Source organism: Thiomonas sp., assembly GCF_034007205.1.
In the GTDB taxonomy this organism is placed as follows: Bacteria; Pseudomonadota; Gammaproteobacteria; order Burkholderiales; family Burkholderiaceae_C; genus Thiomonas.
Map to the genome: position 1 here is coordinate 22,075 of NZ_JAVERI010000006.1, position 26,600 is coordinate 48,674.

At 64.2% G+C, this 26,600-nt stretch carries 33 protein-coding genes; 8 read left to right on the top strand and 25 right to left on the bottom strand.

Going from position 1 to position 26,600, the window contains the following annotated elements:
• Positions 1-8: 8 nt before the first annotated feature.
• The 7 genes from RBR52_RS06340 (at position 9) to RBR52_RS06370 (ending at position 6,878) form a co-directional block, all read left to right on the top strand.
• Positions 9-1,181, top strand: coding sequence for an IS5 family transposase (locus RBR52_RS06340; protein ID WP_413818298.1), 1,173 nt, complete (start codon positions 9-11; stop codon positions 1,179-1,181).
• Positions 1,182-1,561: 380 nt separating this feature from the next.
• A complete protein-coding gene (locus RBR52_RS06345; protein WP_320376356.1) occupies positions 1,562-1,981 on the top strand; it encodes a DUF971 domain-containing protein in 420 nt (139 codons plus the stop codon).
• A 6-nt stretch (positions 1,982-1,987) separates the two neighbouring features.
• Positions 1,988-2,740, top strand: coding sequence for a bifunctional demethylmenaquinone methyltransferase/2-methoxy-6-polyprenyl-1,4-benzoquinol methylase UbiE (gene ubiE, locus RBR52_RS06350; RefSeq protein WP_320376357.1), 753 nt, complete (start codon positions 1,988-1,990; stop codon positions 2,738-2,740).
• A 101-nt stretch (positions 2,741-2,841) separates the two neighbouring features.
• A complete protein-coding gene (locus RBR52_RS06355) occupies positions 2,842-3,753 on the top strand; it encodes a Tim44-like domain-containing protein (RefSeq protein ID WP_320376358.1) in 912 nt (303 codons plus the stop codon).
• Between the two features lie 230 nt (positions 3,754-3,983).
• Complete coding sequence (locus RBR52_RS06360) at positions 3,984-4,643, top strand: SCP2 domain-containing protein (RefSeq protein ID WP_320376359.1); 660 nt, start codon at positions 3,984-3,986, stop codon at positions 4,641-4,643.
• A gap of 7 nt (positions 4,644-4,650) precedes the next feature.
• On the top strand, positions 4,651-6,222 hold the full coding sequence (gene ubiB / locus RBR52_RS06365) for a ubiquinone biosynthesis regulatory protein kinase UbiB (RefSeq protein ID WP_320376360.1): 1,572 nt from the start codon (positions 4,651-4,653) through the stop codon (positions 6,220-6,222).
• Positions 6,223-6,602: 380 nt separating this feature from the next.
• The gene (locus RBR52_RS06370) at positions 6,603-6,878 is read left to right on the top strand and encodes a DUF4404 family protein (protein ID WP_320376361.1); all 276 of its coding nucleotides are present in this window, start codon (positions 6,603-6,605) and stop codon (positions 6,876-6,878) included.
• Here RBR52_RS06370 and pdxA read toward each other — a convergent pair.
• Together pdxA and RBR52_RS06380 are read right to left on the bottom strand one after the other, a co-directional pair.
• A complete protein-coding gene (gene pdxA, locus RBR52_RS06375) occupies positions 6,875-7,870 on the bottom strand; it encodes a 4-hydroxythreonine-4-phosphate dehydrogenase PdxA (RefSeq protein ID WP_413818302.1) in 996 nt (331 codons plus the stop codon). The genes RBR52_RS06370 and pdxA overlap by 4 nt on opposite strands.
• A gap of 31 nt (positions 7,871-7,901) precedes the next feature.
• Positions 7,902-8,645 carry a Nif3-like dinuclear metal center hexameric protein gene (locus RBR52_RS06380; protein ID WP_320376363.1) on the bottom strand — a complete coding sequence of 248 codons (744 nt, stop codon included), beginning with the start codon at positions 8,643-8,645 and terminating at the stop codon, positions 7,902-7,904.
• A gap of 62 nt (positions 8,646-8,707) precedes the next feature.
• Between RBR52_RS06380 and RBR52_RS06385 the strand changes: the two genes are divergently transcribed.
• Positions 8,708-9,889, top strand: a complete 1,182-nt coding sequence (locus RBR52_RS06385) for a S1C family serine protease (protein ID WP_320376364.1) — start codon at positions 8,708-8,710, stop codon at positions 9,887-9,889.
• A 33-nt stretch (positions 9,890-9,922) separates the two neighbouring features.
• Here RBR52_RS06385 and tatC read toward each other — a convergent pair whose 3' ends face one another.
• The 23 genes from tatC to RBR52_RS06500 form a co-directional block, all read right to left on the bottom strand.
• Entirely contained in the window at positions 9,923-10,726 is an 804-nt protein-coding gene (tatC, locus tag RBR52_RS06390) for a twin-arginine translocase subunit TatC (protein ID WP_320376365.1), read from the bottom strand.
• Between the two features lie 84 nt (positions 10,727-10,810).
• A complete protein-coding gene (tatB, locus tag RBR52_RS06395; RefSeq protein WP_320376366.1) occupies positions 10,811-11,299 on the bottom strand; it encodes a Sec-independent protein translocase protein TatB in 489 nt (162 codons plus the stop codon).
• Positions 11,300-11,397: 98 nt separating this feature from the next.
• Entirely contained in the window at positions 11,398-11,640 is a 243-nt protein-coding gene (gene tatA / locus RBR52_RS06400) for a Sec-independent protein translocase subunit TatA (protein ID WP_320376367.1), read from the bottom strand.
• A gap of 23 nt (positions 11,641-11,663) precedes the next feature.
• On the bottom strand, positions 11,664-12,014 hold the full coding sequence (locus RBR52_RS06405) for a histidine triad nucleotide-binding protein (protein ID WP_320376368.1): 351 nt from the start codon (positions 12,012-12,014) through the stop codon (positions 11,664-11,666).
• Positions 12,015-12,032: 18 nt separating this feature from the next.
• A complete protein-coding gene (locus tag RBR52_RS06410) occupies positions 12,033-12,401 on the bottom strand; it encodes a hypothetical protein (protein WP_320376369.1) in 369 nt (122 codons plus the stop codon).
• A gap of 11 nt (positions 12,402-12,412) precedes the next feature.
• A complete protein-coding gene (hisIE, locus tag RBR52_RS06415; RefSeq protein ID WP_320376370.1) occupies positions 12,413-13,159 on the bottom strand; it encodes a bifunctional phosphoribosyl-AMP cyclohydrolase/phosphoribosyl-ATP diphosphatase HisIE in 747 nt (248 codons plus the stop codon).
• 53 nt (positions 13,160-13,212) lie between these two features.
• Entirely contained in the window at positions 13,213-13,986 is a 774-nt protein-coding gene (gene hisF / locus RBR52_RS06420) for an imidazole glycerol phosphate synthase subunit HisF (protein ID WP_320376371.1), read from the bottom strand.
• 6 nt (positions 13,987-13,992) lie between these two features.
• The gene (gene hisA, locus RBR52_RS06425; RefSeq protein ID WP_320376372.1) at positions 13,993-14,727 is read right to left on the bottom strand and encodes a 1-(5-phosphoribosyl)-5-[(5-phosphoribosylamino)methylideneamino]imidazole-4-carboxamide isomerase; all 735 of its coding nucleotides are present in this window, start codon (positions 14,725-14,727) and stop codon (positions 13,993-13,995) included.
• 95 nt (positions 14,728-14,822) lie between these two features.
• Positions 14,823-15,482, bottom strand: a complete 660-nt coding sequence (gene hisH, locus RBR52_RS06430) for an imidazole glycerol phosphate synthase subunit HisH (protein WP_320376373.1) — start codon at positions 15,480-15,482, stop codon at positions 14,823-14,825.
• A 70-nt stretch (positions 15,483-15,552) separates the two neighbouring features.
• Positions 15,553-16,140 (bottom strand): imidazoleglycerol-phosphate dehydratase HisB, encoded by a 588-nt coding sequence (hisB, locus tag RBR52_RS06435; RefSeq protein ID WP_320376374.1) that lies wholly within the window; start codon positions 16,138-16,140, stop codon positions 15,553-15,555.
• A gap of 58 nt (positions 16,141-16,198) precedes the next feature.
• Complete coding sequence (hisC, locus tag RBR52_RS06440) at positions 16,199-17,284, bottom strand: histidinol-phosphate transaminase (protein ID WP_320376375.1); 1,086 nt, start codon at positions 17,282-17,284, stop codon at positions 16,199-16,201.
• 12 nt (positions 17,285-17,296) lie between these two features.
• Complete coding sequence (gene hisD, locus RBR52_RS06445) at positions 17,297-18,622, bottom strand: histidinol dehydrogenase (RefSeq protein WP_320376376.1); 1,326 nt, start codon at positions 18,620-18,622, stop codon at positions 17,297-17,299.
• Positions 18,619-19,287, bottom strand: a complete 669-nt coding sequence (gene hisG / locus RBR52_RS06450; RefSeq protein WP_320376377.1) for an ATP phosphoribosyltransferase — start codon at positions 19,285-19,287, stop codon at positions 18,619-18,621. The genes hisD and hisG overlap by 4 nt, the downstream gene beginning before the upstream one ends.
• Before the next feature lie 10 nt (positions 19,288-19,297).
• The gene (murA, locus tag RBR52_RS06455) at positions 19,298-20,578 is read right to left on the bottom strand and encodes a UDP-N-acetylglucosamine 1-carboxyvinyltransferase (protein WP_320376378.1); all 1,281 of its coding nucleotides are present in this window, start codon (positions 20,576-20,578) and stop codon (positions 19,298-19,300) included.
• A gap of 67 nt (positions 20,579-20,645) precedes the next feature.
• A complete protein-coding gene (locus tag RBR52_RS06460) occupies positions 20,646-20,897 on the bottom strand; it encodes a BolA family protein (RefSeq protein WP_320376379.1) in 252 nt (83 codons plus the stop codon).
• A gap of 6 nt (positions 20,898-20,903) precedes the next feature.
• On the bottom strand, positions 20,904-21,659 hold the full coding sequence (locus RBR52_RS06465; RefSeq protein ID WP_320376380.1) for an ABC transporter permease: 756 nt from the start codon (positions 21,657-21,659) through the stop codon (positions 20,904-20,906).
• On the bottom strand, positions 21,656-22,555 hold the full coding sequence (locus RBR52_RS06470; protein ID WP_320376381.1) for an ABC transporter ATP-binding protein: 900 nt from the start codon (positions 22,553-22,555) through the stop codon (positions 21,656-21,658). The genes RBR52_RS06465 and RBR52_RS06470 overlap by 4 nt, the downstream gene beginning before the upstream one ends.
• Positions 22,556-22,617: 62 nt before the next feature.
• Positions 22,618-22,896, bottom strand: a complete 279-nt coding sequence (locus tag RBR52_RS06475; RefSeq protein WP_320376382.1) for a lipid asymmetry maintenance protein MlaB — start codon at positions 22,894-22,896, stop codon at positions 22,618-22,620.
• 13 nt (positions 22,897-22,909) lie between these two features.
• Positions 22,910-23,557 carry an ABC transporter substrate-binding protein gene (locus tag RBR52_RS06480; RefSeq protein WP_320376383.1) on the bottom strand — a complete coding sequence of 216 codons (648 nt, stop codon included), beginning with the start codon at positions 23,555-23,557 and terminating at the stop codon, positions 22,910-22,912.
• A gap of 71 nt (positions 23,558-23,628) precedes the next feature.
• Positions 23,629-24,453, bottom strand: coding sequence for a VacJ family lipoprotein (locus RBR52_RS06485; RefSeq protein ID WP_320376384.1), 825 nt, complete (start codon positions 24,451-24,453; stop codon positions 23,629-23,631).
• Entirely contained in the window at positions 24,450-24,923 is a 474-nt protein-coding gene (gene mlaD, locus RBR52_RS06490) for an outer membrane lipid asymmetry maintenance protein MlaD (RefSeq protein ID WP_320376385.1), read from the bottom strand. The genes RBR52_RS06485 and mlaD overlap by 4 nt, the downstream gene beginning before the upstream one ends.
• 27 nt (positions 24,924-24,950) lie before the next feature.
• Positions 24,951-25,736, bottom strand: coding sequence for a lipid asymmetry maintenance ABC transporter permease subunit MlaE (mlaE, locus tag RBR52_RS06495; protein WP_320376386.1), 786 nt, complete (start codon positions 25,734-25,736; stop codon positions 24,951-24,953).
• Complete coding sequence (locus RBR52_RS06500; protein WP_320376387.1) at positions 25,733-26,566, bottom strand: ABC transporter ATP-binding protein; 834 nt, start codon at positions 26,564-26,566, stop codon at positions 25,733-25,735. The genes mlaE and RBR52_RS06500 overlap by 4 nt, the downstream gene beginning before the upstream one ends.
• Positions 26,567-26,600: the final 34 nt, after the last annotated feature.

Below are 26,600 nucleotides of genomic sequence, written 5' to 3' on the forward strand. Positions count from 1 at the left end.
CGCGCGTTATGCTTGAGTCGAAGCATGGAAACACGAGGTGGCAGAAGGTGAAGAAGGCACAGAACGAGCCAGCAGGACGAGTGGGGCGCAAGCCCTCGCTGAACGCGGCGCACACGGCGGTGTTGCGCGCGATCATCCAGGAGCAGCCGCGCGCTTCGCTGGACGAGGTGACGCGCGAGCTGTTTCGGCGTGCAGGCGTGAAGGTCAGCACGGTCACCGTGCGCAAGGCGCTGCGCGCGGCCGGTATCGAGCGACTCAAGCCGCTGCGCCGTGCAGGACAGCGCGCTGCAGTGCAGGGGACGGCGCCGACGCGATACGGCTACACCGCTGCGCACCGCCGTACCGATGGGCCCAGCGGCATGAATACCGACCTGACCGATGCCGAGTGGGCGCGGGTGGCCGATCTGTTCGAGCGCGAGGGCAAGCGAGGTACGCCACCGCGGTATGCGCGTCGCCACAGGGTCAACGCCTGCTGCTACGTGCTGCGCACGGGCTGTGCGTGGCGGCTGTTGCCCAAGACCTTCCCGCCCTGGCAGGCGGTCTACAAGGCCTTCAGCCGCTGGGCGGCCGCGGGCGTATTCGAGGCCCTGCACGACCGGCTGCGCCAGCAGTGGCGTGAGCGCATGGGCCGAGCGCCTGAGCCGACGGCGGCCATCATCGATGCGCAGAGCACGCGCAGCACGGCGCAGGGCGGTGCTACCGGCTTCGATGCCGGCAAGAAGATCAAGGGGCGCAAGCGCCATCTGGTCGTCGACACCCTGGGTCTGTTGCTGGCGGTCACGGTCACCGCAGCGAGCGTGCAGGATCGCGACGCGGCCGCTGAAGTCGTCGCGCAGGCCTGCACCAAGGTTCCCGGCCTGCAAAAGCTCTACACCGACGGCGCCTACGGCGGCCAATGTGCCCAGGCCATCGAACAAACCCACGGTATCCGCGTGGAGGTCGTGCGCCACCCCGGCAACCGCAGCACGGGCACTTGGCAAGACGCGCAGCAACCCCTGTGGCCCGAGGTCGTTGCCAAGGGCTTCGTCGTCCAGGCCAAGCGCTGGGTGGTCGAACGCACTCATGCCTGGAACGAGCGCGCACGCCGCCTCATGGCACACCACGACCGCTCGAACTGGGCTCCGCTCGCCTGGGTCTGGCTGGCCGAAGCGCGTATCCTCGCCACTAGACTGAGTACATAAATCATTTCGTCTACACCCTCTGACGGCAAATGAACAGATCGCTCCGGCGATCAATTCCAGTACGAACAAGTCGGATTAAAAATAGTCTGGACAAGTCGTCTCCATTTGTATCAAATAGTGACCGAGCCTTTACTGGCTCTTTCAGGGAGTGTGCAATTTACCCAGGTCGACATCGACCTGGGTTTTTTTTCGCCTCCTTTGCGTTCCATATCTTGTTTGCCCCTGATCCTCTCAAGGAAACGCCGGGCCGCCCCAAGTTTCCTTGACCCCCACGGGGGGCGGGCTGGGCGCAGCCCGGCCCTGGGGGCGCTCACGAGCGCCCCAAGTGCGGCCCGGAATTTTCTTGAGACAATAGCTCGTTTCCAGACCGGTATCTGCGCATGTCCTCACCCACCCCTCGCAGCGATTGGCCACAGGCGATCGTTTTGCACAAGTTGTCCCGCGTGCTCGAACTCACCTATGCCGATGGCACGCAATATCGCCTGCCGTTTGAACTGATGCGCGTCTTTTCGCCGTCTGCCGAAGTGCGCGGGCATGGACCGGGGCAGGAGACCTTGCAGACTGGCAAACGGCTCGTCGAGATCGACAGCGTGGCGCAGGTCGGCCACTACGCCATCCAGCCGCATTTCTCGGATGGTCATGACAGCGGCATCTACACTTGGGACTATCTGCACTTCCTGGGACAAAACCAGGAGGCGCTCTGGGCCGACTATCTGGCGCGCCTGCAGGCCGCTGGGGCAGACCGTGACGCGCCCATGCCCGATGCCGCACCCGGCGCGCACCATTGTTCCCCTCACTGAGTCACCATGTCCGATACCCCACCCAACACCTCCACCACCCACTTCGGATACCAACGAGTCGCCGAAGACGAAAAGGCCGAGCGCGTGCGCGATGTGTTCGATTCGGTCGCGCCGCGCTACGACGTCATGAACGATTTGATGAGCGGTGGCCTGCATCGCGCGTGGAAGGCGTTCGCGATTGCCGTCTCCGGCGTGCGCCCCGGTCACCGCGTGCTCGATGTCGCCGCGGGAACCGGCGATTTGTCGCGCGCGTTTGCCCGCAAGGTCGGGCCCAAGGGCATGGTGGTGATGAGCGACATCAATTTCTCCATGTTGCGGGCAGGCAGAGACCGGCTCATCGATTCCGGCCTGGTCGTGCCGACGGTCTTGTGCGATGCCGAAAATCTGCCTTTCCCGGATGCGCAATTCGATCTGGTGAGCGTGGCGTTCGGCTTGCGCAACATGACCCACAAAGAGATCGCACTACGCGACATGCAGCGCGTGCTCAAGCCGGGCGGAAAATTGCTCGTACTGGAATTTTCCAGACCCTGGGCACCGCTGCGCGGCGCCTACGACCTCTACTCTTTCCAGATTTTGCCGCGCCTGGGCAAGATGGTCGCGGGCGATGCGCAGAGTTACCGGTACCTTGCCGAATCCATCCGCATGCACCCGGATCAGGAAGCCCTCGCCGACATGATGCGGGACGCTGGTTTCGGTCATGTCGACTGGCACAACCTCACGGCCGGCATTGTCGCCCTTCATATCGGCCAAAAATTTTGAGTTGACGCAATGCAAAACCCGCGCATTGAACTTTTTCGCCGACTTCGTAACAAAATGTCAACTCTTCTCCACTTTCAGGAATTTGCATGAGAACGACTGGTTTGCTCCGCACCGTTGTGACTTTCGGCCTGACGCTCACCCTCGCGCTGGGTCTTGCACTGAGCGCCGTCGATGCGCAAGCCAAACGCTTGGGCAGCGGCAAGAGCATGGGGCGGCAGAGCAACACCATCACGTCCCCTATCCAGCAACGCGAAGCGGCTGCGTCGCAACAAACCGCACCTGCCGCCACACGTCAGCAGGCTGCGGCCACACCGCCTGCCAAACAACCCAGCCGCTGGGGCGGCATTCTGGGCGGCCTGGCCGCTGGTCTGGGCCTTGCGGCGCTGTTCCATGCGCTGGGCTTTGGCGGCGCTCTCAGTTCCTTCCTCGGCTCGGTGCTGATGATCGGTCTGCTCGCGCTGGCCGCTTTCTGGATTTTCAGCCTGCTGCGTCGCAAATCCAACGCGAACAAGCCCACCCCTATGCAATATGCAGGCGCGCCGCAGGGCTATGCGCAGTCACCCCTTGGGGTCGAAACGCATATGCCGCCGCAATGGTCGCCCAGCGCCGGTTCGCAGGTTTCGAGTACCGGGGGGTCCATTCCTGCTGACTTCGATCGTGAAGCGTTTCTGGCAAGCGCCAAGCAGCATTACACCCGCTTGCAGCAAGCCTGGGATGCGGCCGATCTCAACAGCCTGAAAACCTTCACCACTGCGCAGATGTATGACGCTCTGGCTGCCGAACTGCAACAACGTGGCATGACGCCCAACAAGACCGAAGTCGTCACCCTCGAAGCCTCGCTGCTGGCGTTGGAAGAAACGCCAGGCGAGTATGTCGCCAGTGTCGAGTTCTCCGGTCTGGTGCGCGAAGAAACCTGGGGAGGCGCAAGTCCTGTGCGCGAAGTCTGGAATCTCGTCAAACCGCGTGATGGCTCAAGCGGCTGGCAATTGGCGGGCATTCAGCAGTTGAACTGACGAACCGAATCGACGCGACCGCTCACTCGTCCTACGCCGCAGCCGCACAAGCGCTGCGGCGTTTTTGTTGAAAGTCATCGCCGTGCTCTGACTTTTATCGAAAGTCATCGCCGTGCTCTGACTTTTATCGAAAGTCATCGCCGTGCTCTGACTTTTCATGCAGCGCTTGTGCCATTGCATCTCTCATCCGATGCGCCCTCTTTAGAATGCGTCCACAAACGGCACCCCCCATGCGCATTCCCGACATTCAGCCCCGGATTCCCGATCGCACCTCGCTGGTGCGCAGACTGCAAGACCTGGTCCTGCCAGCGCTCAATCATCTGCTCGCCGCCGATCCGCACGCCCAGGGCAAACTTCGCGCCCACGCCGGCAAGACGGTCGTGTTCGCCGCGCTGGGCCTGGACATGGCCTGGACAATCGAACCGGCAGGTTTGCTGCGCATTGCGACGTCTGCGTCACCCGGCCACGAAGACGCCGATCTGCACATTACCCTCGATCTCGACGCCTTGCGTGAAGCCATCGCCAAGCGTGCGCCGCTCAATCTCTCGGGCGCCCGGGTCAGTGGAGACGCCGAGTTGGCGCAGACGCTGTCCTGGCTGATGGCGCATGTGCGCTGGGACGCCGAGGATGATCTTGCACAACTCATCGGCGACATTCCAGCGCACCGTATTTCGCGAGCTGGGCAGGGCCTGGTGACAACGGCGCAGCAAACCTGGACGCGCGCGCAAAACGATGCGCGCGACTGGTTTGCCGCGAGCCCGCGCGCCCTGGTCAGCCGTGGCGAATGGGCGCAGATGCAGCAAGCAGTCAGCGAATTGCGCGATCAAGCCGCGCGACTGGAAAAGCGTCTGGCCCTGTTGCGCAGGCAATTGGGTGCCCGCGAGAACTGAACCAGCGATGCGCCGCCTGCTCCGTCTGCTGAAAATCGTTTCCGTCATCCTGCGTCACGGCCTGGATGAGATGGCGCTGTCGAGCTTGCGCCATCCGTGGCTGCGCCGCCTCGCCCGGGTGCTCAGCTTCGGGCGTCCGCTCGACCGCCCGCGCGGCGAGCGTCTGCGCTTGGCGCTGGAAAGTCTGGGACCGATCTTTGTCAAATTCGGCCAGGTGCTGTCGACCCGCCGCGACCTGCTGCCGCCCGACATCGCCGACGAACTCGCCAAGCTTCAGGACAACGTGCCCCCATTCGATTCCGCGGTTGCCGTGGCCATCATCGAGCGCTCGCTGGGCCACCCCATCGACAAGCTGTTTGCCGCTTTCGAGCGCAAGCCGGTGGCCAGCGCCTCGATTGCGCAGGTGCATTTCGCCACCCTGCACCCGCGACAAGGCGGCGCCGAGGTGGCCGTCAAAGTACTGCGTCCCGGTATGCACAAGGTCATCGAAGAAGACCTCGCGCTGATGCACACCATGGCGGCCTGGGTGGACAGGCTGTGGAGCGAAGGCAGGCGACTCAAGCCGCGCGAAGTGGTGGCCGAATTCGACAAATACCTGCATGACGAGCTCGACCTCGTTCGCGAGGCGGCCAATGGCACGCAGTTGCGGCGCAATATGGCTTCGCTCGACATGGTGTTGATTCCGGAGATGTATTGGGACTTGTGCCGCAGCGATGTGATCGTGATGCAGCGCATGTATGGCGTGCCGATCGGCCGCGTCGATGCGTTGCGCGCAGCGGGCGTCGACTTCAAGCAACTGGCCAAGGCGGGAGTGGACATTTTTTTCACCCAGGTGTTCCGCGACGGCTTTTTTCACGCCGACATGCATCCGGGCAACATCATGGTCAGCCTGCAGCCTGAAACCTTCGGCCGCTATATCGCGCTGGACTTCGGCATCGTCGGCACCCTGTCCGACTTCGACAAGGACTATCTGGCGCAGAACTTCATCGCCTTTTTTCGCCGCGATTACAAGCGCGTGGCCGAGCTGCACGTCGAGTCAGGCTGGGTGCCGGCCAATGTCCGCGTCGACGAGCTGGAGGCCGCCGTGCGCAGCGTTTGCGAGCCGCAGTTCGCCCGCCCGCTGAAGGACATTTCGCTGGGACAGGTGCTGCTTCGACTGTTTCAGGTCTCGCGCCGCTTCAAGGTGGAAATCCAGCCCCAGCTCGTGCTGCTGCAAAAAACCCTGCTGAACGTCGAAGGGCTGGGGCGCCAGCTCGACCCCGATCTCGATCTCTGGACCACGGCACAGCCCTTTCTCGAAAAGTGGATGAAAAGCCAGGTGGGCTGGCCTGCATTCCGCGACAGACTCAGGAACGAATCGACCCGCTACGCGCAATACCTGCCGGAAATCCCCCGCCTGCTGCATCAGGCGCTGCTGGCGCAGGAAAAGCGCGATGACCCGGTACTGCGTGAATTGCTGCAGGAACAGCGACGGACCAATGCCCTGCTGCAGACGCTGATGGCGTTTGTCGTCGGTTTCATCGTGGCCGTGTTGCTGCTTGCCGCAGTGGACAACCACTGGTTGCAGATTTTTTTCTAAAGTTTGCATCCGCCCGCCATGACCGTTGCGCAAAGTACTTTGCCCGACGGTACTGCGCCATCCCCGCACTGGGCCTGGGCACCTGACGCATGGGCGAAAGCGCCGAGGCGCGCGGCGCTGAAATCCTCGCGGTACGCGAAGCGCTGCCACAGGCGTTTACCGCGAGCGAAGTGCAACGCGAAGACCTTACCCTCTCAAGGAAACGCCGGGCCGCCCCAAGTTTCCTTGACCCCCACGGGGGGGGCGGGTCGGCGAGCCGACCCTGGGGGCGCTCATGAGCACCCCCAGGGCCGTCCCAAGTTTCCTTGATTTGACCGCTGTACTTGCCGCGCCTGCCGCGTGTGGGCACAATGACTTTGTTCTCCGTATCTCCCCACATCATGTCTGACACCCAAATCCGCGACACCCTGCAGCGCCTGCATACCGTGCTGCAATCGCAACCTGCCCTCGACCCCGAGCTGAAAAAACTGCTGCAAACGCTGGATCAGGACATTCAGGCCGCCCTCGATCGCCAGCAAACCGAATCGGCCCCAGCGCAGAACGACGACCTCGCGGAACAGGCGCAAACCCTGGCCACCCGCTTCGCCGCCGAGCACCCCAATATCGATCTGGTGCTGCGTGAACTGCGCAGCCTGTTGCTCGGACTGGGTCTTTAAGCGCGAGTTGCGGCTGCAAGCTCACGGGCCATGCGAATGGCCGCCTTCAGACTGGACGGATCGGCCCTGTCCTGGCCTGCGATATCGAACGCCGTACCGTGATCGGGGCTGGTGCGCACGAAGGGCAGCCCCAGCGTGACGTTCACCCCCTGCTCCACGCCGAGATACTTCACCGGAATCAGCCCCTGATCGTGGTACATCGCCACGACGATGTCGAATTCGCCCGGATGCTCGGGCGGCGCATGGCGTGCGCGCATGAACACCGTATCGGGCGGGTAAGGCCCGCTGGCGGCTATACCTTCGCTGCGCGCCTGAGCGATCGCCGGGGCGATGATCCGCTCCTCTTCATCACCGAACAGACCGCCCTCGCCAGCATGCGGATTCAACCCGGCCACGGCGATACGCGGCTGCGCCAGTCCCCAGCCCCGGGCGGACTGATGAGCGATGCGCAAGGTCTGCAAAACGGCTTCGGTCGTCACCGCATCGATGGCCTGTCGCAAGGCCATGTGCACGGTCACCAGCACGGTCTTGAGTTGCTCGTTGGCCAGCATCATGCGCACCGGCACGCCGCCAGCGAGGTGCTGCAGGATTTCGGTATGCCCCGGAAAATCCACGCCGGCGGCATGCAGCGCCGCCTTGTGGATGGGCGCCGTCACCACGGCGGCCACCCGCCCGGCAAGGGCATCCCGAGCCGCCGCCTCGATGCAGGCATAGGCCGCAGCACCGGCGCGGGCGTCCACCTGCCCCACGGCGAGATCCTCGGGCAGCGCAACGACAGGCAGCACGGGAATGGCCCCACGCGGGACCTCAGTCCACTCTGCCAGTTCGTCGAGCTCCACAATGGCTGGACGGCTGCCATCGGGTGAAAACCGCATACTGCGCGCGGTACGGGCCAGCCAGGCCGCGTCGCCATACACCACGCAACCATGCGCCGCGCCTTGCGCAAAGGCCCGCACGAGCGTCTCTGGGCCGATGCCGCAGGGATCGCCCATCGTCAGCGCGATGGGACGCGCGGGAGTCGATTCAGGCGGGATTGTCGAGGTCGATGAAGACATGTTCGAGTCCGTAGTGCGCGGCCAGATGCTCGCCGAGCGCGCGGATGCCGTCGCGCTCGGTGGCATGGTGGCCGCAGGCCAGATAAGTGATGCCCATTTCACGCGCGAAATGCGCGGTGGGCTCGGAAATTTCGCCGCTGACATAGGTACGCGCACCCGCGGCCCAGGCGTCTTCGATCCAGTCCTGCGCCCCGCCGGTGCACCAGGCCAGCAGACCCACGGGCGCGTCGGCGTCGCCGACCACCAGCGGAATGCGCCCCAGCCCGCGGGCGACGGCCTGCGCCAACTCGCCTGCCGTCGCCTGCGGCGCGCTGCCCAGACAGCCCAGCGCCTGTTTGCCGAAGCGGCCCTGAACCGACCAGCCCAGGCGTTTGGCCAGCATGACGTTGTTGCCCACTTCGCAGTGCGCATCGAGCGGCAGGTGATAGGCGAACAGATTGAGATCGGCCGCCAGCAGCAGCCCCAGGCGCTTGCGCTTCTGGCGGATGACGCGCGGGTCTTCACCGCGCCAGAAATAACCATGATGCACCAGCAGCGCATCGGCCCGCAGCGCGATGGCGCGCTCGATCAGCGCCAGGCTGGCCGTGACGCCGGTGACAATGCGCGCGACCTCGTCACGGCCCTCGACCTGCAAACCGTTTGGACAATAATCGGTGAAACGCGCGCAATCGAGATAAACGTCGATTTCGCCCTGCAAATGGTCTCTGCGCATGGTGGCCTTGAAGCGTGAAGACGCGCCGCCATGTGGAGAAAATCTCCACACCCGGGTTCTGTATGCGACGCCTCTGGCTGCTATTTTCCCAGACTGTGACAATTGCGCTTGCCGCGCTGTTCATCGTCTCCACCCTCAAGCCGGAATGGGTGCGATTCGGCGCCCCGGTTTCCATCCAGGCGGATGCGCCCGCCGTCGTCACCATCCAGGATGTCCCGGCGGCGCCTGCCCCGCCGCCAGCCGCGGGAAGCTATAGCGCCGCGGCGCTCAAGGCCATGCCGGCCGTGGTGTCCATCACCACCTCGAAAGCCCCGCGTCGGCTTCCGGGCGGCGACCCCTGGCTGCGCCAGTTTCAGGGCAGCCGCCAGCCGACCATCGGCCTGGGTTCGGGCGTGATCGTCAGCCCGGACGGCTACATCCTCACCAACAATCACGTCATCGAAGGCGCGGACCAGATCGAGGTCACGCTGGCCGATGGGCGCGAGGCTCGCGCCACCCTGGTCGGACGCGACCCCGATACCGACCTGGCGGTGCTTCGCATCAAGCTGAATAAACTGCCCGTCATCACCTTCGGCAACGATGCCCATGCCCACGTGGGCGATGTGGTGCTGGCCATCGGCTACCCCTTCGGCGTCGGCCAGACGGTGACACAAGGCATCATCAGCGCCCTGGGCCGTACCCAACTGGGCATCAACACCTTCGAGAACTTCATCCAGACCGACGCCGCCATCAACCCCGGCAACTCCGGCGGCGCCCTGGTGGATTCCAATGGCAATCTCCTGGGCATCAACACCGCCATCTTCTCGCGCAGCGGCGGCTCGCTGGGCATCGGCTTCGCCGTGCCGGTGTCGACCGCGCGCAATGTCATGCAACAACTGATCAGCACGGGACAGGTGGTGCGCGGCTGGATCGGCGTGGAACCTCAAGACGTGACCGACCGGCTCGCCCGCACGCTCAATCTCCCGCACCCGGAAGGCGTGATCATCATCGGCGTGCTGCGCGGAGGGCCGGCCGACGAAGCCGGCATGCGTCCCGGCGACGTGGTGCTCGAAGTGGCAGGCAAGCCGGTGCTCAACACCGGACAATTGCTCAACACCGTGGCCGCACTCAGGCCCGGCAGCGAAGTCGCCGTCAAGGTGCAGCGCGACGGCAAGACCGCCACGCTGCAGGTGCGCGTTGGCGCCCGGCCACGGAACATCAGTCAGGTACCCCCAGCAGAAGACGATGAGGGCCTGCTGCGCTGAACGCCCGCGACAGCATGCCCGGGGTTGGGGTTTTCAGGCCGCGGGCGACTGCACGTCCTTTTCCTCGTCGGCTGGCGGCGCCGAATACTTCACCAGATACTTCGCCGCGAGAATGCCGACCTCGAACAGCAGAATCATCGACAGCGCCAGCGAGGTCTGCGACACCACATCCGGCGGGGTGACGACGGCGGCGATGATGAAGGCGGCGACGATGAAGTAGCTGCGCCACGATCTGAGCTGCTCGACGGTCACCAGCCCGAAACGCACCAGCACCATGAGCACCACCGGCACCTCGAACGCGGTGCCGAACGCCATGAACATGGTCAGCATGAAGCTCAGGTAGGCTTCGATGTCCGGGGCGGCGGTGATGACCTTGGGGGCGAAGCTCTGGATGAAAGTGAACAGCCGTCCGAACACGAAAAAGTAGCAGAACGCCACGCCCATGTAGAACAACAGCGTGCTGCTGATGATCAGCGGCATGACCAGCCGTTTTTCGTGGGTGTAGAGACCGGGCGCCACGAAGGCCCAGATCTGATAGAGCACCGCGGGCAAGGCGATCATGAATGCCACCAGCAGCGTGACCTTGATGGGCACCACAAAGGGCGAGATCACGCCGATGGCGATCATCGTCGAACCCTTGGGCAGGTGGGCAATCAGCGGCTGGGACAACAGATCGAACAAACCCGACGGCCCCGGATAGATCGACAGCACGATGAACACCACGCCGATGGCCGCAATGGCGCGGATGAGGCGGTTGCGCAATTCGATCAAATGCGAGATGAATGGCTGTTCGGCCTCGGGGCTGTCCGGTGTCACTGTTTTCTTGGGGTCAGACACGGGCGATGCACTCGTTTGCAAAAAGAAGAGAAGTGGGAATAGGCAAGAGAGGCGCTGCGTCGAGGCCGGATCGGCAGGGCCAAATCAACGCTTGACGCGGTAACGCGCCATGCGCGCCGCACCCGACAAAGCCTGGGTACGCACGCGCGCCTGGCGCCGGTACCACTGCGGAACCGTGTTGCCCGACAGCTTCTTGCGCTTCTTGGTCGGATAGTCCGGGCTGGGCAGACTGGGCGCCGAAAAACCATCAGCCATGGAAGGTTCCGACACGCCGCTCAAACCCGCCGTGGCCTCTTTCCAGGCATCGTCGAAACTGCCCTGAATCTCGGCCACGTTGTCACCGACCGACTTTTTCATGTCCTGCGCCGCAGTCTCCAGCGACGCCTTCACATTGCGCAGTTCTTCGAGGTCGATCTGCCGATTGACCTCGGCCTTGACTTCGGCGAGGTAGCGTTGCGCCCGGCCCAGCAGATTGCCCGCCGTGCGCGCCACGCGCGGTAACTTCTCGGGCCCGAGAACGACGAGCGCCACCACGCCGATCAAGCCGATTTCGGACATTCCGATGTCAAACATGGGCGGTCAGGGGAATCGAAGACGCTACAACGAATCGGGACGCGACAAAAACCGGCAGGGCTGCCGGCCCACCGTGAAGCCGGGTCCTGGAAAATGATTCAGGAAGACGATTTTTCTCTGGCCTGCACGTCGATGGTTTCCTTCTTGACGCCGGTTTCAGCGGCAAGCTGCTTGTCGGCTTCGGCGGGTTTGTCGTCCGCGCTGGCATCGCGCATGCCGTCCTTGAAGCCCTTCACCGCAGAACCCAGGTCGGAACCCATGTTCTTCAGTTTCTTGGTGCCAAACACCATCATCACAATCACCAGCACGATCAGCCAGTGCCAGATGCTAAATGAGCCCATGATTTACTCCTTCGCCGCAAAAATTAAGGGGCCTGTTTTTTCCACGGACGGGGGCCGCCCATGACGTGCAAGTGCAGGTGAAACACTTCCTGCCCCCCATTCCGGCCGGTGTTGATGACGGTGCGAAAGCCATCGTCACAACCCTGCTCGCGCGCCAGTCGGGGTACAAGCTGCAGCATTTTACCGAGCAAAGCCTGGTGCTCGGTACCCACATCGAACAAAGACGATAGATGCAGTCGGGGAATGATCAGGAAATGCACGGGCGCGGCGGGGTGAATGTCGTGGAAGGCGAGAACGTCTTCATCCTGGTAAAGGATTTTTGCGGGCAGTTGGCCCGCCGCAATCCTGCAAAAAATGCAATCGGGATCGGTCATGATGGAAAGGGACGGGAATCAGAGGGAAGGATGAACCAGCTTGCGCTCGGTGAGTTTGAGCCAGCCTTTGACCACACGATAGATGGTCCAGAAATACACCACCGCCAGCACCAGAAACCCCAGGCCGAAAACCCAGATCAGGGCGAAGCCGATGACTGACCAGAACAGCGCCCACCAGAAGGTGCGGATCTGCCAGCGCAGATGGTTCTCCACCCAGGTGCCGCGGGCGTCATCGAGCTTCACGTAGTCGATGATCACGCCGACCACCGCGGTGATGCCCCAGAAAAAACTCAGCGCCTGCAGCACATACACGACCAGCGCGATGGTCTTGAGGGCCTCGATGTCCTGCGGGCCGGGCTGCTCGACGATGGGGCGCAGATCGTCCATGGGACTGCGATTCAGTTGTCTGCCTGTCGTGCGGCAAACTCGGCCAGGCCGGAGCGCCCTTCGCGGCGCTCCAGTTCAGCGAGCACCTGCTGCGGCGTCAGCCCGTGCTGGGCCAGTGCGATCAGGCTGTGAAACCACAGATCGGCGGTCTCGTACAGAATTTTCTCGGGCGCGCCATCCTTGGCCGCCATGACCAGTTCGGTGGCTTCTTCGCCAATTTTTTTCAGAATGGCGTCTTCTCCCCTGTGAAACAGCCTGGCCACATAAGACACGCTCGGATCAGCCCCTTTGCGGCTGGCGATGGTGGCATAGAGGCGTTCGAGCACGGCGCTGGTATCTGCGCCAGCAGCCGGGCCGGATTGCGCGTGCAGGGAAGCGCCGTCATAAATCTGCGCTGGATCTTTCAGCACCGGGTCGACCGCCGTCCAGCGATCGTGTTCGAGGCTGTTGAAAAAACAGGACTCCCTACCCGTGTGACAGGCAATGCCGCCGGCCTGCTCGACCTGCAGCAGCACCACGTCGCCGTCGCAATCGAGGCGGATGTCGCGCACGGTCTGTACATGGCCGGATTCCTCGCCCTTGTGCCACAGCTTGTGCCGCGAACGCGACCAATACACCGCCTCGCCGCGCCGGTGCGTCTGCTCCAGCGCCTCGCGGTTCATCCAGGCGAACATCAGCACGCGCCCGGTATGCACATCTTGCGCGATGGCGGGCACGAGTCCGCGCGCATCCCATTTGACTTGATCGAGCCAGTTCATGTTGCGGAGTTTAGTGCGCGAAACCACATCGCCGGCGCACGGCCCAAGTTGTCTCAAAGCGACAGCTCAGGTCGCATGGCTATGCCGCGCGAGGCCAGATACTGCTTGGCCTGCCCCACGGTGTACTGGCCGTAGTGAAAGATGCTGGCGGCGAGCACGGCATCGGCGTGGCCCTGCAAAAACCCTTCGGCCAGATGATCGAGGTTGCCCACGCCGCCCGAGGCGATGACGGGTACGCTGACCGCATCCGACACGGCACGGGTGAGCGCCAGATCGAAGCCCGCCCTGGTGCCGTCGCGGTCCATGCTGGTGAGCAGGATTTCGCCGGCACCGGCGCGAGCCATGTCCAGCGCCCACTGCACGGCGTCCAGCCCGGTTGCCTTGCGGCCGCCGTGGGTATAGACCTCCCAACCCTCGCCATCCGCGCGGCGCTTGGCGTCTATGGCCACGACGATGCACTGCGCGCCGTACTTGGCCGAGGCCTCGGCGATGACCTGCGGGTTGGCCACGGCAGCCGAGTTGAAGCTGACCTTGTCGGCGCCGGCGTTGAGCAGTCGGCGCACGTCGTCCACGGTGCGCACGCCCCCGCCCACCGTCAGGGGAATGAACACTTGCGACGCCACCGCCTCGATCTGATGCAGCAGCAGATCGCGCGCGTCGCTGGTGGCGGTGATGTCGAGAAAGGTGAGTTCGTCCGCGCCCTGCGCGTTGTAGCGCGCGGCGATTTCCACCGGGTCGCCGGCATCGCGCAGGCCGACGAAGTTGACGCCCTTGACCACGCGGCCGCCGTTGACGTCGAGGCAGGGAATGATGCGTTTGAACAGCATGGGCAGCTAACGGCTGGATACAAAGCGCTGGGCCGCCGCGAAATCGAGCGCACCGTTGTAGATGGCCCGGCCGCAGATCACGCCTTCGACGCCGCTGCTCTCCACTGCGCAGAGCCTTTCGATGTCGGCCATGCCCGACAGACCGCCGGAGGCGATGACCGGCACCTCGAGCACTTCGGCCAGTCGCACCGTGGCCTCGATATTGATGCCGGTGAGCATGCCGTCGCGACCGATGTCGGTGTAGATCACGCCTTCGATGCCGTAGTCCTGGAACTTGCGCGCCAGATCGGCGACCTCGTGGCCGGTGAGCTTGCTCCAGCCGTCGGTGGCCACCTTGCCGTCGCGGGCGTCCAGGCCGACGAGGATGTGCCCGCCAAATGCGCTGCAGGCGTCGCGCAGGAAGCCGGGGCTTTTCACTGCGGCGGTGCCGATGATGACATAGCTCAGACCCTGGTCGAGGTAGGCCTCGATGGTGTCGAGATCGCGGATGCCGCCGCCGAGTTGCACCGGAATTTCATCCCCCACTTCGTCGAGGATGGCCGAGATGGCCTCGGCATTGCGCGGCTTGCCGGCGAAGGCGCCGTTGAGGTCGACCAGATGCAGGCGCTCGGCGCCCTGGTCGATCCAGTGCCTGGCCATGGCGGCGGGATCTTCGGAAAACACCGTGGCGCCTTGCATTTCGCCTTGTTCGAGGCGAACGCACTGGCCGTCCTTGAGGTCGATTGCCGGAATGAGCAACATGATGTCAGGGCAGAGGAAAGAGAATCAGAACACGGAGATGGAATCAGGAAAACAAGCGGAAAAACCAGCGGAAAGCACCAAGTTTACGGATACGTTCAAGGCGACCAGTGCAGAAAATTGCGATAGAGCATCAGCCCCGCGTCCGCGCTTTTTTCGGGGTGGAACTGGGTGGCGAACAGATTGTCGCGCGCCACCGCGCTGGCGAACCGCACGCCATACTCGGTTTCACCCGCGCTGTGGCGGCCGTCCTCCGGGGCGGCGTAGTAACTGTGGACGAAATAGAACGCCGCACCATCGGGCACACGTGCCCACAGCGGATGCACCGCGCCGCGTTCGTCGCGCCCCTGCCAGACGGCGTTCCAGCCCATATGCGGCACCTTGTAGCGGCTGCCATCGGGCTGCGACTGCCCTTCGAGGGCAAAGCGCTGCACCTGGCCGGGGATGAGGCCCAGCCCGTCGACATGGCCTTCGGTGCTGTGATCGAGCAGCATCTGCATGCCCACGCAGACCCCGAACAGCGGCTTGCTGGCAGCCGCTTGCAGCACCGCCTGCTGCAGACCCGATTCACGCAGTTCGCGCATGCAGTCGGGCATGGCGCCCTGCCCAGGCAGCACCACGCGGTCGGCAGCGCGCACCACGGCGGGATCGGAGGTCACGACCACGTCGAAATCAGAACCTGCAGCGACATGCGCCACGGCCTGCGACACCGAGCGCAGATTGCCCATGCCATAGTCCACGACGGCAACGCGTTTCATCGATTCAGTTGGAAAAGGTCGATTGGTCGAAGGGCGAACAGGTCAGCCAGCGTCAGGCAGTGGCGCGAATTTACAACGAACCTTTGGTCGACGGAACCACCCCGCCCATGCGGGGATCGCGCTCGGCGGCAGCCCGCAGGGCACGGCCGAATGCCTTGAACACGGTTTCGCACTGGTGATGCGCGTTGTCGCCGCGCAGATTGTCGACATGCACGGTGATCGCGGCGTGATTGACCAGCCCCTGAAAGAATTCGTGCGCGAGATCGACGTCGAATTCGCCGATCATCGCGCGGGTGAACGGCACCTGCCATTCCAGGCCAGGACGCCCCGAAAAGTCGATCACCACGCGGCTCAGCGCCTCGTCGAGCGGCACATAGGCATGGCCATAACGGCGGATGCCCTTCTTGTCGCCGATGGCGCGCGCCAGCGCCTGACCCAGCGTGATGCCCACATCTTCCACCGTGTGATGCGCGTCGATATGCAGATCGCCCTTGGCCTGGATGTCGAGGTCGATCAGCCCGTGCCGGGCGATCTGGTCGAGCATGTGATCGAAAAAACCCACGCCCGTGGACAGTTTGGAAACGCCGGTTCCATCGAGGTTGATGGACACGGTGATCTGCGTCTCGGCGGTGCTGCGGGAAACCTGGGCAGTGCGCATGGGAAGTGGCGTGAAAACGGCGGTGGGCAGGCGATACGCAATGGGAGCTATCGTAACGTCAGGACAGGGAGGCCGCCTCTTGCGCGATGGCGTCGTAAGCGCACAGCAAGGCTTCACACTGTTGCGGCGTGCCGATGGTGATGCGCAGAAAGTCGGCGATGCGCTGCGGACGAGCGAACTGCCGCACCAGAATGCGGTGCTCGCGCAACTGCGCCGCCAGACGTGCGCCTTCGTGCGCAGGGTGGCGCGCAAACACGAAATTCGCCTTTGAGGGCAGCACTTCGAAGCCGCGCGCGCGCAGGCCTTCGCTCAAGGCCTCGCGGCTGGCCTGAATGCGCGCGCTGGTTTGTGCCAGCCAGTCTTCATCCTGCAGCGCGGCAGTGGCGCCTGCCTGCGCCAGACGATCCAGTGGATAGGAGTTGAAGCTGTCCTTCACCCTCGTCAACGCGTCGATCAGATCGGGGTGGCCGAGTGCATAACCCACGCGCAGACCGGCGAGCGCCCAGGCCTTGGACAGGGTGCGGATCACCAGCAATTGCGGGTAACGATGAATCAGCCCGGCGGCAGTCTGCGCACCGAAGTCGACATAGGCCTCATCGACCACCACCACGGAATCGGGATTGCCCGTCAGCAGGTGCTCCACCTCCGAGAGGGGCAGCGCCATGCCGGTTGGGGCATTGGGATTGGGGAAGACGATGCCCCCGTTCGGCCCGGCCTGCAGATAGTCGTCGACCGCAATCGAGAAATCGGCGCGCAGCGCGATCTCGCGGGTCTGGATGCCATACAGCCTGGCATAGACGGGATAGAAGCTGTACGAAATATCCGGGTGCAGCAGCGGCTTGCTGTGCCGCAGCAGCGCCATGAAGGCATGGGCCAGCACTTCGTCCGAGCCGTTGCCGACGAAGACCTGCTCGGGCGTCAGCCGGTGATGGCGTGCGATTGCTGCCTTCAGATTGGCCGCCTGCGGATCGGGGTACAGCCGCAAATCGCCTGTGGTCTGCGCGGCGATGGCCTGCAGCACCTGGTCGCTGGGCGGATAAGGGCATTCATTGGTGTTGAGCTTGATCAGCCCTTCGATGCGCGGTTGTTCGCCCGGCACATAAGGGGTCAGACCGTGAACGACATCGCTCCAGAATCGGCTCATGGCATTTTCGTTTCAGCGCAGCCGCATTTCGGCGGCGCGGGCATGCGCGGTCAGCCGCTCGCCGTGGGCCAGCACGCTGGCGATGCGGCCGAGCTGCTGCGCACCCTCGGCGCTGACTTCGATGAGGCTGGAGCGCTTGATGAAGTCGTACACCCCCAGCGGCGAGGAAAATCGCGCCGTGCCCGAGGTGGGCAGGACGTGGTTCGGCCCGGCGCAATAGTCGCCCAGCGATTCGGAGGTGTAGGCGCCGAGGAACAGCGCACCGGCGTGCTTGAGCGCGGGCACGTACTGGTGCGGGTTCTGTGCGGAGATTTCCAGATGCTCCGGCGCGATGCGGTTGGCCAGATCGCAAGCCTGCGCCATATCGCGCACGCGGATGAGCGCGCCGCGACCGGTCAGCGAGGCCGCGATGATGGCCTTGCGCGGCATGTCGGGCAGCAGCCGGTGGATCGCCTCGGTCACGGCGTCGATGTAGGCCGCATCGGGGCAGAGCAGGATGCTTTGCGCCAGCTCGTCATGCTCGGCCTGGCTGAACAGATCCATCGCCACCCAGTCGGGCGGGGTGCTGCCGTCGGCCAGCACCAGAATCTCGGACGGCCCGGCGATCATGTCGATGCCGCAGACGCCGAACACCCGGCGCTTGGCCGCCGCCACATAGGCGTTGCCGGGGCCGACGATCTTGTCCACCGCAGGCACCGTGGCCGTGCCGTAAGCCAGCGCGCCCACGGCCTGCGCGCCGCCGATGGCGAAGGCGCGGCTCACCCCGGCCACGGCCGCCGCGGCCAGCACCAGCGGATTGCGCTCGCCGTCGGGCGTGGGCACGACCATGATGATCTCTTGCACCCCGGCCACATGCGCCGGAATGGCGTTCATCAGCACCGAGGAGGGATAGGCGGCCTTGCCGCCGGGCACATAGAGGCCCACGCGATCGAGCGGCGTGACCTTCTGGCCGAGCAGCGTGCCGTCTTCGTCGCGGTACTCCCAGCTCTGGCCGACGTGCTGCAACTGGCGCTCGTGGTAGCGGCGCACCCGCGCGGCGGCGGCTTCGAGCGCGCTGCGCTGCTCGGGGGTGATGACGGCAAGCGCCGCCTGCAGCTCGGTCTGGCTGATTTCCAGCGCGGCCATGTCGGGCACATCGAGGCGGTCGAACTTGCGGGTGAAGTCGAGCACGGCGGCGTCGCCGCGCTGCTGCACGTCGCGCAGGATGTCGGCGGCGCGGTCATCGATCTCGGCGTTTTCTTCGGCCATGCGGGCAAACAGCGCGCGGTAATGCGCCTCGAAGTCGGGGCTGGTGGCGTCGAGCCTGCGCAGCGACAGGGCATTGATCGGTGCATTCATGCGGCGGTCTCCTCGGGCGTCTGCGCGGCTTTGCGCAGACGATCGATCAGGGGCTTGAGCAAAGCCGTGCGGGTCTTGAGCGCGGCCTGATTGACGATCAGGCGCGCGGAAATGTCCATGATGGGCTCGACCTCGACCAGGCCATTGGCCTTGAGCGTGCCACCGGTGGACACCAGATCGACGATGGCATCGGCCAGCCCGGTCAGCGGCGCCAGTTCCATCGAGCCGTAGAGCTTGACCAGATCGACGTGCACGCCCTTGGTGGCGAAGTGCTCGCGCGCCATGTGCAGGTATTTGGTGGCCACCCGCAGACGCGCGCCCTGTCTGACCTGGCCTGCGTAGTCGAAATCGTGCCGCACCGCCACGCTCAGGCGGCAGCGGGCAATGCCCAGATCGACCGGCAGATAAAGGCCGTCGGCACCGTTGCCCGCGAAGTATTCGCGCAGCACGTCCAGCCCGGCCACGCCGATGTCGGCGCCGCCGTAGCGCACATAGGTGGGCACGTCGCTGGCGCGCACCAGCACCACGCGCACATCGGGCCGATTGGTCGGCAGGATGAGCCTGCGCGTGGACTCGGGATCGCCCGACACGGTGATGCCCGCACGCGCCAGCATGGGCAGCGTGTCTTCGAAAATCCGTCCCTTGGACAGTGCGAGGGTCAGCATGTGAATTCTTTCAATGGCCGCTGATACGCTCGATCTGCGCGCCCAGGCCGCGCAGCTTGACTTCCATCGCGTCGTAGCCGCGGTCGAGGTGATAGATGCGGTCGATCAGGGTCTCGCCCTCGGCCGCCAGCGCGGCCACCACCAGTCCGGCCGAGGCGCGCAGGTCGGTGGCCATGACGTTGGCGCCGGAGAGCCGCGGTACGCCGTGCACCACGCAGGTGTGGCCGTCGATCTCGATCTGCGCGCCCAGCCGCATGAGTTCCTGCACGTGCATGAAGCGGTTCTCGAAAATGGTTTCGGTCATGCGCGCGGCGCCCTCGGCCAGACAGTTCACCGCCATGAACTGCGCCTGCATGTCGGTCGCGAAGCCGGGGTATTCGGTCGTGCGCACCGAGACGGCGCGCGCACGGCCGCCCGGCAGCGCTTCGGCGCGCAGGCGTATCCAGCCCTCGCCGGTGTCGATCTGCGCGCCCGCTTCACGCAGTTTGTCGAGCAAGGCGTCCTGGTGCGCCGGTTCGGCCCCCTGCACCGTCACGTCGCCGCGCGCGGCCAGGGCGGCGCACAGAAAAGTGCCGACTTCGATGCGGTCGGGAATGATGCGGTGCGACGCGCCGTGCAGAGCGTCCACCCCCTGAATGCGGATCTGCGAGGTGCCCTCGCCGCTGATCTGCCCGCCCATGGCGCGCAGCAGATGCGCCAGATCGACGACCTCGGGCTCGCGCGCCGCATTGTCGATCAGGGTCTCGCCCTCGGCCAGTGCAGCGGCCATCATCAGGTTCTCGGTGCCGGTCACGGTGACCATGTCGGTGCTGATGCGCGCCCCGCGCAAGCGGCCGGAAGGCGTGGCCACGCGGGCGACGATGTAACCGTGCTCCACCGCGATCTCCGCGCCCAGCGCCTGCAGCCCCTTGATGTGCTGATCGACCGGACGCGCGCCGATGGCGCAGCCCCCCGGCAGGCTCACCCGCGCCTGGCCGAATCGCGCCAGCAGAGGACCGAGCACCAGCACCGAGGCGCGCATGGTCTTGACCAAGTCGTAGGAAGCCTCGTAGTGATGCACCCCCGCAGCGTTGATCTGAATCTGCGCGCCGTCCTGTTCGACCTGGGCGCCGAGGCTGCGCAGCAGTTTGGCCAGAGTGCGCACGTCCATGAGCTGCGGCGCGTTGCTCAAGTGCACCGACTCGGCGGTGAGCAGCGCGGCGGCCATCAGCGGCAGCGCGGCGTTTTTTGCCCCGCTGGCCTGCACCACGCCTTGCAGCGCGCGCTGCCCGGTGATTCTGAGTTTGTCCATAAAGACTTCCGTACCAGCAGACTTGCACTGCCGGGAACACGACCCCAAGCGTGCAAAACATGTGATTTTAGGGCTTGGGCAAGGCCGCGAATTCCTGCGGGGTGAGCGTTTTCATCGACAGCGCGTGGATTTCCGCGCGCATGCGCTCGCCCAGGGCGCCGTACACCCGTTGATGTCGCTGCACCCGGTTCAGACCTTCGAAAGCCGGACTGACGATGGTGGCGTAGAAATGCTGGCCATCGCCCTCGACCTGCAGATGGCTGCATTCCAGCCCGGCGGCAATGTAGCGATGGAGGTCTTGCGGGGTGGGCAGGGACATGGGGTTTCAGTTCCGAAGTTTGGTGCCGCGCACCAACATGGTCAGGGCGATGCCGCCGCAAAGCAGGTTGCCCAGCAGCGCCGCGAGCAGGCTGACCCAGGGCGAGACATCGCCCGCACCGAAAAAACCGTAGCGGAAGCCGTCGATCAGGTAGAAAAACGGATTGAGGTGCGAGGCCAGCTTCCAGAAACCCGGCAGGCTGTGCACCGAGTAGAACACGCCAGACAGAAAGGTCGCGGGGGTGATGATGAAGTTTTGAAAAGCAGCCATCTGGTCGAACTTCTCCGCCCAGATCCCCGCAATCAGTCCGAGTGCGCCCAGCATGCTCGCACCGAGGACGGCGAAGACCAGAATCCACAGTGGATACGCGAAGGTCAGCGGCACGAACCACATCGTCACCAACAGCACCCCGGCGCCGACCATCAGCCCGCGCAACACCGAAGCGCCGACGTAGGCCACGAACAACTCCCAGGGCTTGAGCGGAGACAGCAGCACGAACACCAGATTGCCGGTGATCTTGGACTGAATGAGCGAAGACGAGGTATTGGCGAATGCGTTTTGCAGCACGCTCATCATCATCAGACCGGGAATGAGAAAGGCGGTGTATGGCACATGGCCGAACACCTGCATGTGCGCCGTGAACGCATGCGAAAAAATCAGCAGGTAGAGCAGCGCCGTGACCACGGGGGCCGCCACGGTCTGAAAACCCACCTTGAGAAAGCGCTGCAACTCCTTTTGCAGCAGCGTTTGCAGCCCGGTCATCGCGCAGCTCCGATCAGTTCGAGGAACACGTCTTCGAGATCGGCACGCCGCAGTTCGAGATCGTCGATTTCACAACCCGCTTCACGCAGCGCGGCCAGCTTTTGCTCCACATCCTGTGCGCCCCGCACCGCAAGCGCCACACGAGCGCCCTGCTCCGCCCCCAGTCCCACGGGCAGTCGCCCCTTGACCAGACGGAAGTACAGCACGGACGACGCAAACCGCTGCAGCAGCGCCTCGGTACGATCGAGCGCGACGACCTTGCCGCCCTTGATCACCGCGATGCGCTTGCACAGCGCCTCGGCTTCTTCGAGATAGTGCGTGGTCAGCAACACGGTATGGCCTTCGGCATTGAGCCGGGCGATGAATTCCCACAAGGACTGGCGCAGTTCCACGTCCACCCCCGCGGTCGGTTCGTCGAGCACGATGACCCGCGGCCGGTGCACCAGCGCCTGCGCCACCATCACCCGGCGCTTCATGCCGCCGGACAAGGCCCGCATGTTCTTGTCGGCCTGCGCGCTGAGTCCGAGGTTGTGCAGCAGTTCGTCGATCCACAGCTCGTTTTTGCGAAAGCCGAAATACCCAGACTGAATGCGCAGCACCTGGCGCACGGTGAAAAACGGGTCGAACACCAGTTCCTGCGGCACCACGCCCAGCAGTCGGCGCACGGTCGCGGCTTCGGCTTGCACATCGTGCCCAGCGACCCGCACATGCCCCGAAGTCGGGCGCGTGAGCCCGGCCAGCATGCTGATGAGCGTGGTCTTGCCCGCGCCGTTGGGTCCGAGCAGACCGAAGAACTCGCCGTCGTCGATGTCGAGCACAACGCCATCGACGGCCAGGTTGCGGCCATACTGTTTGACGACGCGATCAAAGGAGACTGCGGGAGAGGTCGAGGACATGAGTCATGAACAGCGCTCGCATCGGACGGACGCGATGCGCCACCCCGCGCGGGGGCGAAAAATCAGAGGGGCGCGTCGGTTGCGCCAAACAGAAAGGCAAGCCCGTAAGCGTTGGCCAAATCACGCAATCTCGCCGGAACGGCGTTCACTTCGAGGGCCTGCCCAGGCGCCGCGCGTCGCAATTCCAGCAGAAAAGCCAATGCGGCGGAGTCGAAGGCTTGCAAGGCGCTCGTATCGACCACCCAAGGGGCGGGCTGCGCCTGCAAAGCCGCCAGCGCCTGGCGCCGCACGGCCGATGCGGTATCGAGGGTCAGAGCAGCGGGCAGGGCGTAAACCGGCATGATGGAACCCGGATCAACCCTTGGCCTGCGCCAGGTTCTGGTTTTTTTCCTTCAGCGTGGCAATCAAGCCGTCGATGCCTTTTTGCCCGATCTCCTGCGCGAACACGCTGCGGTAGTTGTCGACCAGCCAGATGCCCATGACATTGACATCGATAATCTTCCAGCCTGCGGGCGTGCTTTCCAGGCGATAGTCGAGTTGCAGCGGCTCGCCGTTGTTGATCACGCGGGTACGCACCGTCACTTCCTGTGCATTCGCGGGCTCGCGGTAGGGCAGCATCTTGACCTTCTGATCCTTGACCTGCTTGACGGCGCCGGCGTAGGTATAGACCAGCAATTGCTTGAACTGCTGTTCCAGCGCACTGCGCTGCGACGGAGTGGCTTCGCGCCAGTAACGCCCCACGGCGCTCTGGGTGATTTTCTTGAAGTCCAGATGGGGCAGGATTTTCTCTTCCACAAACTGCATCACGATTTCTGGATCGCCGCTGCGCAGCTTGGGGTCCTGCTGCACGTCGTGGATGATTTCATTGGACATCGACTCGATCAGTTGCGGTGGCGAGAGCGTGTCTGCACCCTTCACGTCCGCCGCCGGGGCGAGCGCGGGCGCCCCGGCCAGCAAGACCGCGGCGGACAGGGACAAGGCCACGAAATGGCGTCGAAGCATGGGGGTTCTCCAGTTCTTGTGATGTATCGATCAACGCGCCGCTGTCCTTGAGGATGACAGCGCGAACCGCTTCAGGGCGAGGGGGAATCCGACTTGGGGCCGGGCTTTGCATCGCTCGACGGCGGGGAGTCAATGCCCAGCAAGCCCCCATTGACGTCGCCATAGCTGTATTTGGCCAGCGGGTTGGGCTCGCCCAGATCGATGATGGGCCGGTCACGCACCTCTTCGACCTGCGATTTGCGCCGTTGCTCATACGCGCTGCGGGTGAAGACATAGGGATCGAGCGAAATCTGTTCGAAGAGGTTGGAGGCATTGAGCAGATTGGCACGGGTATTCACCGCATCGAGCGCCATCGCGCCATACCTGTCCCTGTGTGGGTTGATCTGCGCCGTCGGACCATAGGCAAAAGACAGGCCTGTACCCGCAGCATCGCGCACCGTGCTCGGCCCCAGGAGCGGCAGCACCACATAAGGTCCGGAGCCCACACCCCAGCGCGCCAGCGTCAGCCCGAAGTCGTTGGGGTGTTTGTAAATGCCCATCTCGGTGGCGATGTCGAGCGTGCCGAACAAACCGAACACCGTATTCACTCCCACGCGCATGAAGGTGCTCAGGCCATCGTGCACATTGCCCTGCAGAAAATCATTGGTCATCGACCACACATCGCCCAGATTGCCGAAGAAATGGGTCACGCCGTGGCGGATCGGGGTGGGCGTGATGTCTTTGTAGCCCGTGGCCACCGGCTTGACCACGGCCTTGTCCACCTTGTCGTTGAAGGTGAACATCGCCCGGTTGTACGGTTCGAGCGGGTCTTGCGGGTTGTGCGTGGCGCAGCCGCCCAGCAGCATCAGCGCCGCCAGCGCCGGCAGTGGCAATAGTCGTATGGCTTGTTTTTTCATTCGCTGCCCGCTCCACTCGAAGCCGCCTTGTTATACAGGAATTGACCGATCAGGTTTTCCAGCACCACGGCCGACTGGGTATTGCGGATGACCGAACCGTTGGCGAGATTCTTTTCGCTCCCGCCGGGGCTGAGATCGATGTACTGGTCGCCCAGCAATCCGGCGGTCAGAATCTTGGCCGAGGTGTCCACCGGAAACTGATAGCGCTGATCGATGGCCATGTGCACATCGGCCTGGAAGGTCTGATTGTCGAAGGTGATGGAGGTCACGCGCCCCACCACCACGCCCGCGCTCTTGACCGGCGCATCGGGCTTGAGGCCACCGATATTGTCGAAACGCGCCGTCACCGTATAGGTCGGCCCCCAATTGATCTGCAGCAGGTTGCCCGCCTTGAGCGCCAGAAACAGCAGGGCGGCCGCACCCAGCACGACGAATATACCCACCCACAGATCGATTTTTCGTTGATTCATTTCCGACAACTCCAGGGCCTCATGCCCTCAGGTACTGAACATCATGGCGGTCAGCACGAAGTCCAGCGCCAGCACCACCAACGAGGCGATGACCACGGTGCGCGTCGTCGCCCGCGAAACGCCTTCGGGCGTGGGCTGGCTGCGCCAGCCCTGCAGCAGGGCGACGAAGGTCACGGCCAGGCCGAATACCACGCTCTTGATCACGCCATTGCCCACGTCCTTGAACACATCCACGCCGCTTTGCATCTGCGACCAGAACTGACCGGAATCCACCCCGATCATCACCACGCCGACGACGTAGCCGCCCAGAATACCCACCGCGCTGAACACCGCAGCCAGCAGGGGCATGACGATCACCCCGGCCCAGAACCGCGGAGCGAGCACGTACACCACCGGATCGACGGCCATCATCTCCATCGCGGCAATCTGCTCGCCCGCCTTCATCAGGCCGATTTCGGCGGTGAGCGAGGTGCCCGCGCGCCCGGCGAACAGCAGTGCCGTGACCACGGGGCCAAGTTCGCGCACCAGCGACAAGGCCACCAGTACACCCAGCGCGCTCGACGAGCCGTAACGCGACAGGGTGTAGTAGCCCTGCAGCCCCAGCACGAAGCCGACGAACAGACCCGACACCGCGATGATGACCAGCGACAGATTGCCGAGGAAATACATCTGCTGAATCAGCAGGCTCGGGCGCATGAACACCCGCCCGACCAGCCACAGCAGCCGCACGAACAGGCGCGCGCCATAACCCAGGCTGGCGAGCAGTTGCCGCGTGCCAGCGCCGATGGAAACCAGTCTGTCGGCAACGGTCATGCCCGCTCCTTGCGCACACCGGCGGGGCGCAAAAAGTCATCGTCTATCGCCGTTGCGGGGTAATGAAAATGTACCGGGCCGTCGGGCTCGCCGCTCACGAACTGATGCACCAGCGGATCGGCGCTCTCGCGCATCTGCTGCGGCGTGCCATGCGCGATCAGGCTGCCATTGCCCAGAATGTAGACGTAGTCGGCGATGTCGAAGGTCACCTCGACATCGTGCGATACCACGATGCTGCTCAGCCCCAGCGCGTCGTTGAGACTGCGGATCAGCCGCGCCGAAATGCCCAGCGAAATGGGGTCGAGCCCGGCGAACGGCTCGTCATACATCACCAGCGCCGGATCGAGCGCGATGGCCCGCGCCATCGCCACCCGCCGCGACATGCCGCCGGACAGTTCGGCCGGATACAGATCGCGCGCGCCGCGCAGCCCTACGGCGTTGAGCTTCATCAGCACCAGATCGCGGATCATCGACTCCGGCAGATCGGTGTGCTCGCGCACCGGAAACGCCACGTTGTCGAACACGGTCATGTCGGTGAACAGGGCACCGAACTGAAACAGCATGCCCATGCGCCTGCGCATGGCAAAAATCTGATCCTGCGAAGCGCCCGCCAGATCCTGCCCCTCGAACTGCACCGAACCGCGCTGCGGCCTGAGCTGTCCGCCGATCAGCCGCAGCAGCGTGGTCTTTCCCCCGCCAGACGCCCCCATGACCGCGACGACCTGGCCGCGCTGGACGCTCATCTCGATCTGGCGCAGAACCAAACGCTCGCCATAGCCAAAATCGAGCGCGTCGATTTGCACGATGGCGGGGACAGTGGAAACAGGCATGGTCAACGGCGGCTACGATGGCAGAAATGAAACG